This window comes from Alcanivorax sp. HI0044, assembly GCF_001634945.1.
Window position 1 is genome coordinate 1 of the sequence record NZ_LWEZ01000283.1, and the last position, 596, is coordinate 596.

1 protein-coding gene is annotated in these 596 nt (G+C 62.8%); it reads right to left on the reverse strand.

Going from position 1 to position 596, the window contains the following annotated elements:
• Positions 1–594, reverse strand: a 594-nt coding sequence (locus A3730_RS03500; RefSeq protein WP_156500855.1) for a DUF4140 domain-containing protein, incomplete at its 3' end; no start/stop codon positions are given.
• Positions 595–596: the final 2 nt, after the last annotated feature.

The following is a 596-nucleotide window of genomic DNA, read 5'->3' on the forward strand; positions in this document are numbered from 1 at the left end:
CGCGGTGGACGGCGCGTCAGCACCAACAGTGAGCACCAGTTGGCGGCTGCGAGTCTGTACCTGCCCCAGCTGCTGGCGCTCTTGTCGCAGTGTTTCCAGCTTGCCTTGCTGTTCTTCACGGGTCACCACACGCTGATTGATCGCCGCTTGCCGTTGCGCCACCGCCTTGCCAATGGACTCCCAGGCACTGGCCCATTTTTCCACCGGCACCTGGGCAAACACGGCCTCACCCTGTGGCGCCTGCCCCATCAGCGATTGCAGATGATTGATCTGTTGCTGGTCCAGGCTATCAGCCGCGCGGGCGGCGGCCATGGCCTGCTCCAGGTCGAGAATCGCCGCATCCAGCTCGGCACGACGGGCCGAGATATCGCCCTCAGCAATGGCAAACCCTTGTTGCATCCCCAGCAACCTGGCCCCTTTCACGGCCACCTGCAGGCTATCCAGATCCAGCTCCGGCAAACCTTTCACCACCAGCTGATGCTCACCGGCGGGCAAAGCCTGGGAGAACGTACGACTGAGATGGGCCTGGGCGGGAAACAACACTGCCTTGCTCACCGGAGCGGTAACCGCAAAGTCAGCGGCAAAAAGGGGAATCG